General features: G+C 49.8%; 13 protein-coding genes. 8 read left to right on the top strand and 5 right to left on the bottom strand.

The genetic code is table 11. The annotated features are described in order from the left end of the window. Nucleotides 1-2: 2 nt before the first annotated feature. The 3 genes from METMK1DRAFT_RS14585 to METMK1DRAFT_RS14575 all read right to left on the bottom strand — a co-directional run bounded on the left by METMK1DRAFT_RS14585 (nucleotide 3) and on the right by METMK1DRAFT_RS14575 (nucleotide 1,271). The gene (locus METMK1DRAFT_RS14585) at nucleotides 3-443 is read right to left on the bottom strand and encodes a DUF2286 domain-containing protein (protein ID WP_009075589.1); all 441 of its coding nucleotides are present in this window, start codon (nucleotides 441-443) and stop codon (nucleotides 3-5) included. Beyond that, entirely contained in the window at nucleotides 440-868 is a 429-nt protein-coding gene (locus METMK1DRAFT_RS14580; RefSeq protein WP_048088150.1) for a protein-lysine N-methyltransferase, read from the bottom strand. Before METMK1DRAFT_RS14580 ends, METMK1DRAFT_RS14585 begins: the two co-directional genes overlap by 4 nt. Nucleotides 869-956: 88 nt before the next feature. Next, nucleotides 957-1,271, bottom strand: coding sequence for a hypothetical protein (locus METMK1DRAFT_RS14575; protein ID WP_048088149.1), 315 nt, complete (start codon nucleotides 1,269-1,271; stop codon nucleotides 957-959). 56 nt (nucleotides 1,272-1,327) lie between these two features. Here METMK1DRAFT_RS14575 and pgsA point away from each other — a divergent pair, with 56 nt between their 5' ends. Continuing rightward, nucleotides 1,328-1,906 (top strand): archaetidylinositol phosphate synthase, encoded by a 579-nt coding sequence (pgsA, locus tag METMK1DRAFT_RS14570; protein WP_009075583.1) that lies wholly within the window; start codon nucleotides 1,328-1,330, stop codon nucleotides 1,904-1,906. Here pgsA and METMK1DRAFT_RS14565 read toward each other — a convergent pair. Further along, nucleotides 1,876-2,796, bottom strand: a complete 921-nt coding sequence (locus METMK1DRAFT_RS14565) for a DNA primase (protein ID WP_009075582.1) — start codon at nucleotides 2,794-2,796, stop codon at nucleotides 1,876-1,878. The two genes, pgsA and METMK1DRAFT_RS14565, sit on opposite strands and share 31 nt — an antisense overlap. A gap of 68 nt (nucleotides 2,797-2,864) precedes the next feature. On the opposite strand from METMK1DRAFT_RS14565, the gene metG reads away from it, so the two are divergent. After that, a complete protein-coding gene (gene metG, locus METMK1DRAFT_RS14560) occupies nucleotides 2,865-4,577 on the top strand; it encodes a methionine--tRNA ligase (RefSeq protein WP_009075580.1) in 1,713 nt (570 codons plus the stop codon). Between the two features lie 155 nt (nucleotides 4,578-4,732). On the opposite strand, the gene METMK1DRAFT_RS14555 is transcribed toward metG, so the two are convergent. Next, nucleotides 4,733-6,844, bottom strand: coding sequence for a V-type ATP synthase subunit I (locus tag METMK1DRAFT_RS14555; RefSeq protein WP_009075578.1), 2,112 nt, complete (start codon nucleotides 6,842-6,844; stop codon nucleotides 4,733-4,735). Between the two features lie 67 nt (nucleotides 6,845-6,911). On the opposite strand from METMK1DRAFT_RS14555, the gene METMK1DRAFT_RS14550 reads away from it, so the two are divergent. Genes METMK1DRAFT_RS14550 through METMK1DRAFT_RS17905 form a run of 6 tightly spaced genes read left to right on the top strand, consistent with a single transcriptional unit; the run spans nucleotide 6,912 to nucleotide 11,764 of the window. Continuing rightward, nucleotides 6,912-7,214 carry a V-type ATP synthase subunit F gene (locus METMK1DRAFT_RS14550; RefSeq protein ID WP_009075576.1) on the top strand — a complete coding sequence of 101 codons (303 nt, stop codon included), beginning with the start codon at nucleotides 6,912-6,914 and terminating at the stop codon, nucleotides 7,212-7,214. A gap of 7 nt (nucleotides 7,215-7,221) precedes the next feature. Continuing rightward, on the top strand, nucleotides 7,222-7,800 hold the full coding sequence (locus METMK1DRAFT_RS14545) for a V-type ATP synthase subunit E (RefSeq protein ID WP_009075574.1): 579 nt from the start codon (nucleotides 7,222-7,224) through the stop codon (nucleotides 7,798-7,800). After that, the gene (locus METMK1DRAFT_RS14540) at nucleotides 7,800-9,575 is read left to right on the top strand and encodes an ATP synthase subunit A (RefSeq protein ID WP_009075572.1); all 1,776 of its coding nucleotides are present in this window, start codon (nucleotides 7,800-7,802) and stop codon (nucleotides 9,573-9,575) included. Before METMK1DRAFT_RS14545 ends, METMK1DRAFT_RS14540 begins: the two co-directional genes overlap by 1 nt. Continuing rightward, entirely contained in the window at nucleotides 9,575-10,975 is a 1,401-nt protein-coding gene (locus METMK1DRAFT_RS14535; RefSeq protein ID WP_048088146.1) for a V-type ATP synthase subunit B, read from the top strand. The genes METMK1DRAFT_RS14540 and METMK1DRAFT_RS14535 overlap by 1 nt, the downstream gene beginning before the upstream one ends. Continuing rightward, nucleotides 10,972-11,613, top strand: a complete 642-nt coding sequence (locus METMK1DRAFT_RS14530; protein ID WP_009075567.1) for a V-type ATP synthase subunit D — start codon at nucleotides 10,972-10,974, stop codon at nucleotides 11,611-11,613. Before METMK1DRAFT_RS14535 ends, METMK1DRAFT_RS14530 begins: the two co-directional genes overlap by 4 nt. Then, nucleotides 11,603-11,764 carry a hypothetical protein gene (locus METMK1DRAFT_RS17905; protein ID WP_009075565.1) on the top strand — a complete coding sequence of 54 codons (162 nt, stop codon included), beginning with the start codon at nucleotides 11,603-11,605 and terminating at the stop codon, nucleotides 11,762-11,764. Before METMK1DRAFT_RS14530 ends, METMK1DRAFT_RS17905 begins: the two co-directional genes overlap by 11 nt. The last annotated feature ends 3 nt before the right edge of the window (nucleotides 11,765-11,767 follow it).

The raw sequence follows: 11,767 nt of genomic DNA, 5'->3' as shown, positions 1-11,767 counted from the left end.
CTTCACTCTTCCTCCTCCTCTTCCTCCTCCTCTTCCGTCTCCTCCAACTTTTCCTCCGATGTTACCTCAGAGGCGTAATCTATGAGTTCTTTCTTCAATTCCTCTGTCACGTAATAGGAGACAACGTACACTTTCTTGTCCTGAAAGTTCTCTTCCTTCCATTGATTGTCGAAACTGATGATGAACACTGGTAACTTCAGTATTGCGGACGTCTTGTCTTTTCCTGAGAGGAAGTTCTTTACCTTCTCATACAAGTCAGGTTTAAGGGGTAAAGGCAGCTTAGCCTCCTGTGAGTCCCTCATTATGATGAAGTCCGAGGAAAACTCGTTCCACTCCTTCAGGGCCTTCTCTGCAGTCTTCCTCACAACTTCCCCTATGTTCCCGTCTTCAAGGTAATCGGAGGTCACTTTTCCCGATTCGCTCTTGAGTACCAATACCTTCACGTGTGCTCACCTATCACGTATAGGTAGACTAAGTGATGCATGTTTCCGTCCTCCACCTTCACAACCTCCTTGGGTTTCCAACCGCGCATCTCGAACTCGTGGGAGACGACCCTGGTGCCTGGTTTAAGTTCCTTCTCGAACTTGGGTTTCAGTAGATCGTTGGCATTGGTCAAAAGGAACAGTGTGACAACCGTGGCCTCGGATACGTCTTCATCTAAGAAGTTGTTCTTCTTCAGTACTATCTTGTCTCTAACTCCCCTGGCTAAAGCGTTCTGTTCTGCCTCCTTGAGCCTCTCGTCACTTAAGTCCACTCCCACAGCCTTCTTGGCGTTGAAGTCAGCTACAGCAGATATTATTATCCTCCCATCTCCACATCCCAGGTCGTAAACCACATCCTCTTTGCCCACCTTCGCTATCTCCAGCATCTTCTTCACTACCTTATCTGGGGTAGGGACATACGGTACGTGAGGAACTTCACGATGAGGTATGCTCAATTATCCCACACTTGACTAGTTAAGAAACCAGATTTTTAATTTTGTTAAGGGCTTCCTGCTTCCCAGCATCAGGGTCTGGCTTCAGATCTTTCCCGAAAGGCATCTGGGTTAATATCGGATATATCCTCCCGTCCTCCAGTTGGAGCAGAAGTTGAGGGATCCAGCTCATTCCAAACTCGTCCTTCTCACCATAATCTGAGAGGAAGGCGTAATCTTCTATCTTGATCTCCTTCTCTACCCCAAGCTCCTTAGACAACGCCTCGGCGATATTGAGGAATCCCTTGTGGTTGGGATGGGATTCCGAGGTCACGAGGATGAGTTTTTTAGCCTTCACTGCCATTCACACCCAGACTCATCACATCCCTAAGGTTTAAAACGGTAGTGGTGTCCATGATCACCAACTTCAGGTCAGCTTCTAAGAAGGTTCTGAGGCCTCTCGCGTACGCCTTAGTTAGGGCGGGCCTCACAGGAAATCAGGTGACCGCTTTGGGACTGCTCACCTCCTTTATCTACCTGCTCGTGATCCTGCTCACCAAGAACGTCTTACTCTCTGCGGTGCTGTTGAGTATATCGTCCCTCCTGGACGCCCTCGACGGTGAGGTGGCCAGGATGAGAGGGTCAGCGGGACCTAGAGGAAGTTTCCTGGACTCGACCTTTGATAGGATTGAGGATACCGTCTTCATCTCCTCACTCGTCTTGTTGGGTTTCCACCCTCTTCTGACCTCCCTTTTGGTTGGAGTTACACTGACCATATCATATCTCAGGGCCAAGGCTGAGTCCCTGGGGATCAAGGCGGAAGGAAGGGGACTGGTGGAGAGGGGAGAGAGGTTGATATTAGTGTTTCTGATTCTGGTGCTCTACCCGTTCTTCTTTGATGCGTCGTTGGCGCTCTATTACCTCCTCTTGCTGGGTTCCCTAGCTACGGTGGTTCAGAGGTTTCACCTGATATTCTCGGCCGTTCCGAAATAATGCTGTAGGGGACTCTTAGTGCCACACTGTTCCACGCAGAGGCCCAGTTCCTTCATCTTGGAACAGGAGTAGACTACGAACTTCTTCCTGTAGATTTCCTTCACCGTTTCAACCGGTCTCTCGAAGCCCGCTCTCTCCAGGACCGACGCTATGGCGTCTAAACTGGACCCAACGTTGGCCATATACGTGGAGAGAACTACGGCCTCCTCCCTGCTCCAACTACCCTTAGCCTGAATGGCCCTAATGCAGGGTGGAGTTCGCCCTCCCCTGATGCCTATCACGTCCAAGAGGGTCTTGGGGACCTGATCCATGGGGACCGGCCTCACCATTCCTCTAAACGCGTTGAGTAAGGCGGACTTTAGCAGGACAATCAGGATACGCCTGCTCACGTACACGTAACCGGCCCTCAATATCATCCTGGACAGGGAAAGTTTCTCGTCATTGATCCCCTTCGCCACCCTCAAGTACTCTAGGAAGTGCAACCTGAAGTTCAGCGTGATAGTCCTCTTACCGTCGTGGTACTGAATGGGGGATCTCTCCACTCTCATTCCAGCCCACGAGGCCACGTGAATCAGGACATCTTCATCCTCGTCCTCTAGCTCCTTGAGGAATCCACTCACCTCCCCCCTTATGACCCTCTCGGTCACTCTAGGATCATTGATTATCCCCAGGATTAACAGCACGGAATAGAAGACTAGGCTAGGGTAAATGTACTCCATGTAGGAGGGCAACCTCTTTCCTGACAAGACGTCCTTTATTCTCTCCTTGGCTTGCGTGACTACGTTTCCCTCCGTCGTTATTATCGTGTAGAGATCCACCCCTTGATGTTTCTTCAGAACCTCTTCCAAGGGAGTTAGGAAAGGATATTTGTTGGGATTCAGAATCCCCATGAGATCTAATAATTACTAGATCCTCTCCTTTTATAAGTGAGCTTGAGCATTGCTGAAGAGGTGATCCCTTGAAGGTCTTTGTGGCCTCAGCCTGGCCTTACGTACAGTCAGTTCCTCACCTAGGAAACTTAATAGGTTCCATACTTTCAGCCGACGTTTTCGCCAGGTACGCCAGGCTCAAGTACGGCAAGGAGAACGTTATCCTGGTCAGCGGAAGCGACGAACATGGAACTCCCATCGAGGTTGAGGCCGTAAAAAGGGGGGTCAATCCTAAACTCCTAACAGATCAGGCCCACGAATACGACAGGAAGCTATTCCTTGATGTATGGGAGGCGAGTTTCGACAATTACACCAGGACTGAATCGGAGGTTCATAAGACCTTCGTCCGCGAGTTCATGCTCAAGGTCAGCAAGTATGTGAAGGTAGAGGAAGAGGAAATACCGTATTGTGAGAGGGATAAACTCTTCCTACCTGATAGGTTCGTCAAGGGGACCTGTCCTTACTGTGGGTTCGAGGACGCTAGGGGTGACCAATGCGACAGGTGCGGAAGGCTACTCACCCCTTCTTCCTTGATAAACCCCAAGTGTGCCATATGCGGTTCCACTCCTGTCATGAGGAAGACGAAGCACTGGTTCTTTGACCTGAGGGAGTTCTCGGAGCCTCTCAGGGAGTGGCTCACCTCTTCAGGGGACATGCCAGATAACGTTAAGTCCACCGCACTAGGCTGGATAAACGAGGGACTCAAGCCTAGGAGCTTGACCAGGGACAACTCTTGGGGTATACCTGCTCCGTTCCCGGGTGCAGAGGGAAAGACCATATACGTGTGGTTTGAGGCTCTACTAGGCTACCTCTCCGCTACAAAGGAGTACTTTAAACTCAAGGGAGAGGAGCACAAATGGAGGGAATTCTGGGAGGAGGGAAGGGTTAAGAGTTTCTACTTTATAGGGAAGGACAACATTCCGTTCCATGCCGTAATACTTCCAGCCATGTTGATGGCCTCTGGTGAGAACTACGCTCTGCCGACAGTTATAGCTGCTACGGAATACCTGCTCTATGAGGGACAGAAGTTCAGCAAGAGTAGGAGGATAGGCATATGGATAGATGAGGCCCCCAGGATAATGGACGTGGAGTACTGGAGGTTCGTCCTCATAAGGCTGAGGCCAGAGGAGAGGGATATGAACTTCCTGTGGAGAGAAGCGATTAGGATAGTGAACAATGAGCTCAACGATGACATAGGCAACTTAGTCAATAGGGTAGTAACCATGTTGAACAGGTACTTCCAGGGAGTTGTCCCCCAGTACAGTGATTTAAGGGAGGAGGATGTTAGACTGTTGGAGCTGGCCAAAACGTCAGCTGAGAGGATGTCTCAACAGTTTGAGAGGGGAAAACTGAAGGCAGGTTCAGAGGAAATTCTTAACTTAGCGAGGGAGGCCAACGCCTACATTAACTTGAAGGCCCCTTGGGATAGGATCAAGACTGATGTGAAGGATGTGGGCAATTCGTTGTATACGGCAGCTAACGTGGTGAGGACTATAGCCGTTCTCCTTTATCCCATAATGCCTAAGCACGCTCAGGTCATCTTCTCGCAGCTAAACTTAGGTAATATTGACGATGAGAGGTGGGACTCCGCAGGAGAGCCTAAGGTAAAACCAGGTCACAAGGTAGGTAAACCTAACCCAGTGTTCAAGAAGCTGCCTCAAGACTTTGAGGTCAAGATCGAGGAGATAGTGAGTAGGGTGAGGGAAGAAGTTGAGAAGGACAGGCCAGAGCTCCTGAAGTAAAGGCCTTTTAAAACTTCACGTCACAAAGTTACGTCACAAATCACCTCAGTTCTTGCAACCTGGAAATGGGAGGGATAAAAATTAGCTAGGGTTTTAATAGGAACAGATATTTCTCTAGTTAGCATACGAAAAATGAAAAATTATTACTTATAACTTCAGGTTAACTCCACAGATGCCATGAGTGGTTCGAACTTCTTTCCCCTACCTTCGTAGAATTTGCTGAACATTTCATAGAAGTGTAGCCTCATGTCCTGTATGAAGACCACTAGTCCTTCTAGGCCGATGGCCAGTAGGTTACCTATTATCAGGATCACAATGGACGCTGGATTTAGGGCTAGGGCCAGGAGGTCTGGTCTACCTACGGCTAAGTACGCCATATAGGAGAAGGCATATAGTAGGTAGTAGTGGGCGAGAGCGAACACTAAAATTCTTATGAAGGATATAGTGTTGGAGAGAAGCAGAATTGCCGCCTCAAATCCTCCTTCTATGAAACCCATGGCTAAGGCGCTACCGGTGGATAGGCTGTCGTGTCTCTTGAGCACTATTGCCTTGGCTATCCAATTGTAAATGAGACCGAGCTCTACCCAGAGGAGGAGGACGTAGGCTAGTATGGCGGTTGAAGAATTGAGGTCTGGGTGGAAGGAGTTCAGCAGGTTAACTAACAGGAAATTCAATAGTTCACCGACCTTCCCGAAGTAATCCTTAGGATCTACCATACCATAACCGAAAATGATCATGGGGACTGTGTAGAGGACCAGGAGAGGTAACTTCTCAAAAACCAAGAACTCTGGATCCCTCTTCTTCACGGCATTGATGACTCCCAACACTGTACTCACGAACAGGGCAATGGCCCCCAGGAAGACCGAGAGTATTATGGTGTTTTCGATGGAGGTACTTGTGCTGTACTGGCCGAAGGGGAGTAGTGGAGAAAGGGCCTGGGTTACGGATACTGGAACTGGCCACACGCTGTCCAGAGGTCCGGACACGTTAGCTATCCCCATCTCCTTCAGACCTCCCACCGGGAGAGGGCCGAAAAAGTCCCTAGCTAAGAAGCCAGTTACCATGGACACTACAGAGGAGTAGCCCAGGATCAGCGATAGGTTCTTGATGTTAGAGCTACCCTTCTTCTTGCCATATTTGTAAAAGAAGTATGCAAAGATTAGGAGTACCAGGGCATTACCTACGTCAGGGAACATGAGCCCAAAGAGGAGAGGGAAAGTAACTATCAGGAAAACCAGTGGCGAGATCTCCCAATAGGACGGTGTTCCGTATATCTCAACTACTGATTCTATAGGCTTTATGCTCCTAGGTAGCTTCACGTAGGTGGGAGGTTCCTCCCTTTCTCCAAACCTCCTGGGTGTTACCCCTACTACGTAAGCCAACCTGTTCAGTGAGGACTTCAACCTATTCAGAGACTTCTCAGGAACGTATCCCTCAACCTGGAAGAAGTGCTCCGATAACCTCCCCTTGGAGAGTATTGCCAATGCGTCCCTGACGGTGAGAAGTTTCCCGTAGAGTTCGCTGAACTCTGACTCGCTCTCCCTTATTTTCCTGGCCAACTCCCCCCTCGTCTCTTCAAGAACCTTCTTCAGTTCCTCGATTCTCCCCTGTAGGTAAGAATATAATTCGTGCGGGGATCGGCCGTCCGGTGTCTCGAACTTCTTGGCCCCAACTGATCTGAGGACATCATCAATTGTTCCCTTAGTCCCTGAGACGAGTAACGTGGCGTAAGTTCCCTTCCTCACCTCCCTGTGTACAACGACCAGGTTCCCCCTTTCCTTGATCTTACGTAATTGCTCCTCGTTAAGTATTGTCAGTCCCGCGTCTAAGGTGTCAAGTGAATACAACCTGCTGAGCTCAACAGCCACATCGCTGAACGGCTCAATATCTCTCAGTTGAAGGTTAAAGAGATCTATTTCACCCTTGAGCTTACCAATCTCCTCCAGTAGTTCCTTATACCTATTCTCGTTTCCCATAGCTTGCTCGCTTACCTTCTTTGCGACCTCTGTCCAGTTAGAGTCCACTCTCATTTTTCCCCTGGGCTCTATGACTACGCCAGCTATCTCCATGATCAGCCTTATCTTACTCGCGTGTTCTTGGACTGCCGTCAGTTCTCTCCTTGCCTCCTCAACCCTGTCATCAGAGATGGGATGCGATGGCTCCACAGGCTCCATCTCTCCAAACTTGAGTAGCTCTTTGACTACCTCATCCTTATCTTGGGCGGAGCTTATGACCTCAACCTTTACCATGTTTTCAGGGAAGATCAATACAGGCTCGCGGTAAGTATGAGCTATATCTTAAAAATATTTAATCTTCATAACAAATGGAGACGTCATGGGAAAAATACTTTTGCTGGGTGATAGGTACACAGTTTCTCTTTTCAAATTGATGGGGACGGAAGGAAAGAGCTTGGAGGATCCTTACCAACTAGAAAAGGAGTTGGAGGCTGTCAGGAGGAGGGAGGACATAGACCTGGTTCTAATAACCAGGGACCTCTACGAGCCAGTCAGGGAGAAGGTAGACGTTCTCATGGCCAACCAGGGAAAACCCCTCATTACGGTCATCCCATCACCCTTCTCCGAGTCGAAGCCTATCGATGTCAAGAAGATGGTTTTAAAGGCTTTGGGTTTCGGGTGATCACAACATGGTTTCCATGGATGAGCTTCTGGGTCAGGTTCTGGACAGGGAGTTCAACTACATAAGGGAGGAAATGAGCAAGGCATTGGAGGAGAGCCTCAGGTTGATCGAGCAGAGATACGACGAGGTACTAAGGACTTACAGTAGTAAGATTCAAGACCTAGTAACTAAGGCCAAGGAAGAGGTAGAAGGAGAGAAGGCAAAATTGGACATAGAGAACAAAAGGGCAGTCCTCGGTGAGAAGAACTATTGGATTAGCAAGGTATATGATCAGGTTCTGAGGCAGATCTCTAAGGTGAAGGAGTCTGCTTCCTATCAGCAGGGTATAGCGGCAGTACTCAAGAGGGAAGTGAAGGAGGGGGCGATAGTTTACTGCGCTCCTGACGAAGCGGACAAGATCTCTAAGATATTGAGGGGCCTCAAGGTTAAAGCTGAGATAAGGGAGGATCAGAGGATGATTGGAGGAGTTAGAATAGAGTACAAGGATGTAGGTCTAGTCAGGGACTACTCCCTCGATCTCGTCTTGGGTCAAGTTTTTGAGTCACTGAAGCCAAAGATAGCCGAGATTCTATTCGGTGAGATCTGATGGCAAAGGGGAAGGTTGCAAGGGTTAACGGCCCATTGGTCGTCGCGGAAGGGATGAAGGACGCACAGATGTTCGAAGTAGTAGAGGTAGGAGAGCCCAGACTAGTTGGGGAGATAACCAGGATAGAGGGAGACAGGGCCTACATCCAGGTCTACGAGGACACCAGCGGCATAAGACCGGGAGAACCTGTCATAGGTAGCGGAGCTCCCTTATCAGTGGAACTGGGACCAGGTTTGCTGGGGCAACTATTCGACGGCCTTTTGAGACCATTGGGCGAGATTTACAATCTAACTAAGTCACCGTTCGTCAAGAGGGGGGTGAAGCTCCCCTCCCTTAATAGGGAGAAGAAGTGGCACTTCGTCCCTAAGGTAAAGAAGGGAGATAAGGTGAGCCCTGGAGACATCTTAGGTACGGTTCAGGAGACCGGTCTGGTGGAACACAGGGTGATGGTTCCTCCCTATCATCACGGAACTATTAAGGAGGTTGTCCCTGAGGGAGACTACACAGTAGAAGACACCGTTGGAGTCCTTGACATGAACGGAGACGAAATACCTCTGAAGATGTTACAGAGGTGGCCCGTGAGGGTTCCAAGACCATTTAAGGAGAAGCTAGATCCCAGGGAACCTTTACTCACTGGTATAAGGATATTGGATACGATATTTCCCATAGCCAAGGGAGGTACTGCGGCCATCCCAGGCCCCTTCGGTAGTGGGAAGACAGTGACTCTACAGAGTTTGGCCAAGTGGAGCGAAGCTAAGATTGTCATCTTCGTGGGTTGTGGGGAGAGGGGAAACGAGATGACAGACGAGCTCAGGAGTTTCCCCAAGCTCAAGGATCCCTGGACAGGGAGACCTCTCCTGGAGAGGACAGTCTTGGTGGCCAACACCAGCAACATGCCAGTAGCTGCCAGAGAGGCGAGTATCTACGTGGGAGTGACCCTAGCTGAGTATTTCAGGGATCAGGGATACGACGTGTTAGCAGTGGCAGACTCCACGTCAAGGTGGGCTGAGGCTCTGAGGGATCTGGGAGGAAGGATGGAGGAGATGCCAGCTGAGGAGGGTTTCCCCAGTTACCTCTCCTCTAGAATCGCAGAATACTATGAGAGGGCGGGCAGGGTGAGGACTTTGGGCAACCCAGAGAGGTACGGCTCTGTGACACTAGCCTCCGCAGTCTCACCTCCAGGAGGAGACTTCACTGAGCCAGTGACCAGCACTACCCTAAGGTTCGTGAGGGTCTTCTGGCCCCTCGATGTGTCGCTGGCCCAGGCCAGGCACTACCCTGCCATAAACTGGCTACAGGGTTTCTCATCGTACGTGGACCTGGTAGCTGACTGGTGGACTAGGAACGTAGACCCTGATTGGAAGAGCATAAGGGACTTTATGGTCAGGACTCTCATAAGGGAGGACGAACTCAGGCAGATAGTCAGGCTTGTAGGTCCTGAATCTCTGGCTGAGAAGGACAAGCTGGCCCTCGAGACGGCTAGGTTGATAAAGGAGGCCTTCCTTAAGCAGAACGCATACGACGATGTTGACGCGTTCTCCTCCCCACAAAAACAGATGAGGATCATGAAACTCATCTACCACTTCTATCAATACGGCTACTCCGCAGTTGAGAAGGGAGTACTCGTCAAGAGGATAACCGAGAAAGTCACAGTGGTACCAGACATAATAAGATCAAAGGCAACGATCAAGAATAACGAATTGGAGAAGTATGACGAGCTGGAGAGCAAATTAAAGGCACAGTTTGACGAATTAATGAAGGAGGTAGGTGCATGATGGAGACGTCCATGAACGTGAGGGAGTACTCCAACATATCCATGATAAAGGGCCCCCTGGTGGTAGTTCAAGGGGTTGAGGATTCGGCCTACAACGAGCTGGTCGAGGTGGAGATGCCCAACGGCGAGAGGAGGAGGGGCATAGTCGTAGATACTCAGAGGGGCGTATCCATAGTTCAGGTTTTCGAAGGCACTAGGGGCATTTCTCCCACCGGAACTAGGATAAGGTATCTAGGAAGAGGCCTGGAGGTAAAGATCTCGGAGGAGATGTTGGGAAGGATCTTCAATCCCCTCGGAGACCCCCTCGACAACGGCCCCCCCATAATAAAGGGAGAGAAGAGGGACATAAACGGTGAGCCCATCAACCCGGCCACGAGGGACTACCCAGAGGAGTTCATCCAAACCGGTATCTCAGCCATAGATGGTTTGAACTCCCTGCTCAGAGGACAGAAGCTTCCCATCTTCAGTGGTAGTGGTCTGCCGGCTAACGTTCTAGCTGCCCAGATAGCCAAACAAGCGACCGTGAGAGGTGAGGAGAGTAATTTCGCTGTGGTGTTCGGGGCCATAGGTGTCAGATACGATGAAGCCCTGTTCTTCAAGAAGTTCTTCGAGGAGACCGGGGCGATCAACAGGGTGGGATTGATCATGAGTCTCGCCAACGAACCGCCGGTGATGAAGACCCTCACGCCGAAGACTGCCCTCACTCTCGCGGAGTACTTGGCCTTTGAACAGGACATGCACGTCCTTGCCATACTGATAGACATGACCAACTACTGTGAGGCACTCAGGGAGATCAGTGCCTCCAAGGAGGAGGTACCAGGCAGGGGAGGTTACCCAGGTTACATGTACACCGATCTGGCCCAGACCTACGAGAGGGCAGGAAAGGTCGTGGGGAAAAAGGGTTCCATAACCCAGATGCCTATCCTAACCATGCCCAACGACGACATCACACACCCAATCCCAGACCTGACAGGATACATCACAGAAGGGCAAATAACGTTAGACAGGAATCTGTACAATAAGGGTATCTATCCTCCCATCAATGTCCTCATGTCCCTGTCCAGGCTGGCTAAGGACGGCATAGGAGAGGGCAAGACCAGAGACGATCACAAGGAGGTATCGAACCAGCTTTTCGCAGCGTACGCTAAGGCTGTGGACACCAGGGGACTAGCAGCGATCATAGGTGAAGACAGCCTCTCCGACACTGACAAGAAATACCTCATGTTCGGCGACGCCTTCGAGAGGAGGTTTGTCAGTCAAGGGGTTAACGAGAACAGGGACATAGAGACTACGCTGGACATAGGGTGGGAAGTCCTATCGATCCTTCCAGAGAAGGAACTAACCAACATAAAGACCGACTTCATCAAGAAGTACCACCCAGCATATCGTGGTAAGAGATGAGCTCCAGAAAAGTACTTCCCACTAAGATCAACCTGATCAGCTTCAGAAATCAATTGAAGCTCATCAGAGTGATAAAGAGGCTCTTGGAGAACAAGAGGGAAGTACTCCTCATTTACCTGAGGACATATGTGAACGAATACGAAAAGATTTACAACGAGGTCAACAAGGAGCTGTCCGTCGTCTACGAAAGCTTCATGAAGGCCGTGGTGGATGAAGGGATAAGTTCCATCGAGATGATAGCTAACTCTCAATCCAGTTCCATGGAGCTCAAGAGCTTCACCAAGGTTATATTCGGAGTTAAAATACCCATCACGGAGATATCCGAGGACGCCATTCCGGCCAAGCCCTTCAGTGAAGTCGAGACATCACCCCACCTCTCCGAAGCCTATGAGGAAATGAGGAAGACAATGGTTAAGGTGATCAAATTAGTGGAACTGGAGTCAACCATCAGATCTCTAGTCTCAGAGCTGAGGAGGACCCAGAGATTGATTAACGCCATAGACACTTCGATTCTCCCCTTCTACAATAACTCAGTTAAGTACATCAGGTCCATCTTGAACGACAGGAGCAGGGAAGAGTTCGTAAGACTTAAAGTTACTAGGAGAATCCTTCAGAGGAGGAGGACAAGTGGAGTCTAACCCCTTCATTTCTAACCTGAGGGCCAAACTCGAAGAAAAGAAGAAGGAACTTACGGAGATCTTGAACAAGGAGTATCAGTCTATCCTTGAGCAGAAGAGGAAGGAGATGGAGGAGATAAAGAGAAAGGCTTTAAAGGAATTATCGAAGTAGAGT

This window comes from Metallosphaera yellowstonensis MK1 (assembly GCF_000243315.1).
GTDB classification, from domain to species: domain Archaea; phylum Thermoproteota; class Thermoprotei_A; order Sulfolobales; family Sulfolobaceae; genus Metallosphaera; species Metallosphaera yellowstonensis.
Note: the sequence above shows the minus strand (reverse complement) of the source record. Positions and strands in the feature narration are given on the sequence as shown.